This window comes from Sulfitobacter sp., assembly GCF_041552635.1.
Classification (GTDB): Bacteria; Pseudomonadota; Alphaproteobacteria; order Rhodobacterales; family Rhodobacteraceae; genus Sulfitobacter.
The window spans coordinates 1-2,796 of record NZ_JBFEKM010000296.1 but is presented as its reverse complement, the minus strand read 5'-3'; the positions used below and the strand labels follow the sequence as shown (position 1 = coordinate 2,796).

Sequence of the window (2,796 nt, the reverse complement as noted above, 5' to 3'; positions counted from 1 at the left end):
GGCTTCAAGATAGCAACTTGCGCCCGCGCAGCGCCAACAGCCCGATAATCACGGCCATATAAACGAACGGCTCAATCTGAAAACCTTTGACCAGCCAGATGTAATGCACCCCACCCAAGAGTACCGCCAGATAGGTCAGCTTGTGCAACTTGCGCCACTTCGGCCCCAGCTTGCGAATTGACAGGTTGTTGGAGGTCAACGCCAACGGCAGCAGACACAAAAAGCCCGCCATGCCGATGGTGATATAGGGGCGCTTGATAATATCGGCCCAGATCTGGCTTAGGATCCCCACGTCCAAAACCAACCAGACCAGCAGATGCAGCGATACATATGTAAAGGCCAGCAGACCAAAGGCGCGGCGGAACTTGATCAGGTTCACCCCGACATAGCGGCGCATAGGGGTGACCGCCAAACCGACGATCAACAGTTGAAGGGCGATCTCGCCCAGTTCGTGCTCAAGCTCTTTGATCGGCTCAACACCCAAGCCGCCGGTTTGCGCCAGATACAGCAACCAAGGCACCGGCAACAGACATAGTATATAGACCAGCCAAGTGGGAACTTTGCGGGCAAGCCCATTCAACCGGTCAATGATACCATCCACGGATCAGCCCTGCCTTAAATCTCTTTCGCCAGATCCATGCCAGCGTACAGACCTGCGACTTCTTCTTCGTAGCCATTGAACATCAGGGTGGGCACACGTTTTGAGAACAAGCCGCCCCCGATCAGTCGCTCAGAAGCTTGCGACCAGCGCGGGTGATCCACCTGCGGGTTCACATTACTATAGAAACCGTATTCGCGCGCGTTTGCCTTGTTCCAGCTGGTTGCGGGCTGCTTATCCGTCAACGTGATCTTGACCACGGATTTGATCGACTTGAACCCGTATTTCCACGGCACCACCAAACGCAGCGGCGCACCGTTCTGGTTTGGGATGTCCTTGCCGTAGATTCCAGTCGCCATAATGGTCAGCGGATGCATCGCCTCGTCCAGACGCAACCCTTCGACATAGGGCCAATCCAGCACGGGATACGCAACACCGGGCATTTCGTCTGGACGCAGGGCCGTTTCGAACGCCACATATTTCGCGCCCGACTGCACACCTGCCATATTCAACAGGTCCGCCAGTTCAAAGCCGTTCCACGGCACGACCATCGACCATGCTTCGACACAGCGGAACTTATATAACCGTTCTTCGATGGTCATCGCCTTGAGGATATCATCAAAGGCAAAGTCGCCGGGGTTGTCGACCATCCCGTCAATCTGGACGGTCCACGGCTTGGTGGTCAGCGTCCCTGCATATTTCGCGGGATCATCTTTGCCGGTACCGAATTCATAATAGTTATTGTAGCTGGTGATTTCTTCATAGCTGTTCGCCTCAAGCCCCTCGGGGGCTGCGGACGCCGAAGAGCCCATTCCGGCCAAACCGATCCCTGCCAAAGCGCCGCCCATGATCTGCCGCCGGTTCAGGAACATATCCTCGGGGGTCACGTCTTTGTCTTTAAGCGTATTGATCCAGCGATTGGCCATTTCGGGTACTCCTTACATCTACATAGGATGTAGGTAGTGCGCCGACCCGCAGTAACCAAATGCTTTGGGGTCACATTTCAAGGATCACACCGAAACGTCAGACGGGTGTCACACGGCCAAAGCGCCCCAAGGCTGGTCGCGCATGGCTTGAAACGCGACAATGCTGGTTTGCGGATCGCTTCCCATTCTGTATCCGAAACGGATGTCCAAATGTTACATAAACCAGCGGACGGTCAGCGGCGCAGGCCAATGAAAAATAGGGGCGGTCGCAACCACCCAGAATAAAAAAACCCGCCACTAACATGGCGGGTTTCAACTTTTGGCGCTAGGGGCTGATGCTCACCCCTCTTTTTACCGAAACGACCAGTGATTAGTGTACCGTCGCCGCATCCGGCTTGGGCCGGTTGCTGGCGGCAATCCGGTCACCGATGATCAGACCTTCGACACCTGCGGACACAGGGATCAAATCGCCATCCATCACGTCCCCAGCAAGGATCATTTCGGCCAGCGGGTCTTGCAACGCACGTTGGATCACGCGTTTCAAAGGTCGCGCGCCAAACACCGGATCATAGCCCTCATCGGCCAGCCATTGCTTGGCCGCCGCGTCCAGCTCAAGCCCGATCTTGCGACCAGCAAGACGCTTGAGCAAACGGCTCATCTGGATTTCGACGATCCCGGTCATGTCCTCGCGTGCCAGACGGTCAAAGATGATGGTTTCATCCAGACGGTTCAGGAACTCGGGACGGAAATGCCCGCGCACCGCGTCCATCACATCGCGCTTGGCCTGCGCCATATCCCCACCTTCGGGCAGTTGGCTCAGCGATTGCGCACCAAGGTTGCTGGTCAGCACGATCAGCGTCTGCTTGAAATCGACCTTGCGGCCCTGACCATCAGTCAGCACACCATCGTCGAGAACCTGCAACAACACGTTGAACACATCCGGATGCGCCTTTTCGACCTCGTCGAACAGCACAACCTGATAGGGTCTGCGCCGCACGGCTTCGGTCAGCACACCGCCTTCGTCATACCCAACATAGCCCGGAGGGGCACCGATCAGACGCGACACGGCGTGTTTCTCCATAAATTCGGACATGTCGATCCGCACCATCGCGTTTTCGTCGTCGAACAGGAATTCGGCCACGGCTTTTGTCAGCTCGGTTTTACCCACGCCGGTTGGCCCAAGGAACAAGAAGCTGCCCAAAGGCCGCGCCTCGTCATTCAAACCAGCACGCGCACGACGTACCGCATTTGCGACGGCTTTGACCGCTTGGT

At 56.5% G+C, this 2,796-nt stretch carries 3 protein-coding genes; all 3 read right to left on the bottom strand.

Going from position 1 to position 2,796, the window contains the following annotated elements:
- Positions 1–4 precede the first annotated feature (4 nt).
- Entirely contained in the window at positions 5–592 is a 588-nt protein-coding gene (gene msrQ, locus ABYT07_RS20265) for a protein-methionine-sulfoxide reductase heme-binding subunit MsrQ (protein ID WP_372993814.1), read from the bottom strand.
- 23 nt (positions 593–615) lie between these two features.
- Entirely contained in the window at positions 616–1,524 is a 909-nt protein-coding gene (msrP, locus tag ABYT07_RS20260; protein ID WP_372993813.1) for a protein-methionine-sulfoxide reductase catalytic subunit MsrP, read from the bottom strand.
- A gap of 370 nt (positions 1,525–1,894) precedes the next feature.
- On the bottom strand, positions 1,895–2,796 hold a 902-nt coding region (locus ABYT07_RS20255; RefSeq protein ID WP_372993812.1), incomplete at its 5' end, for an AAA family ATPase.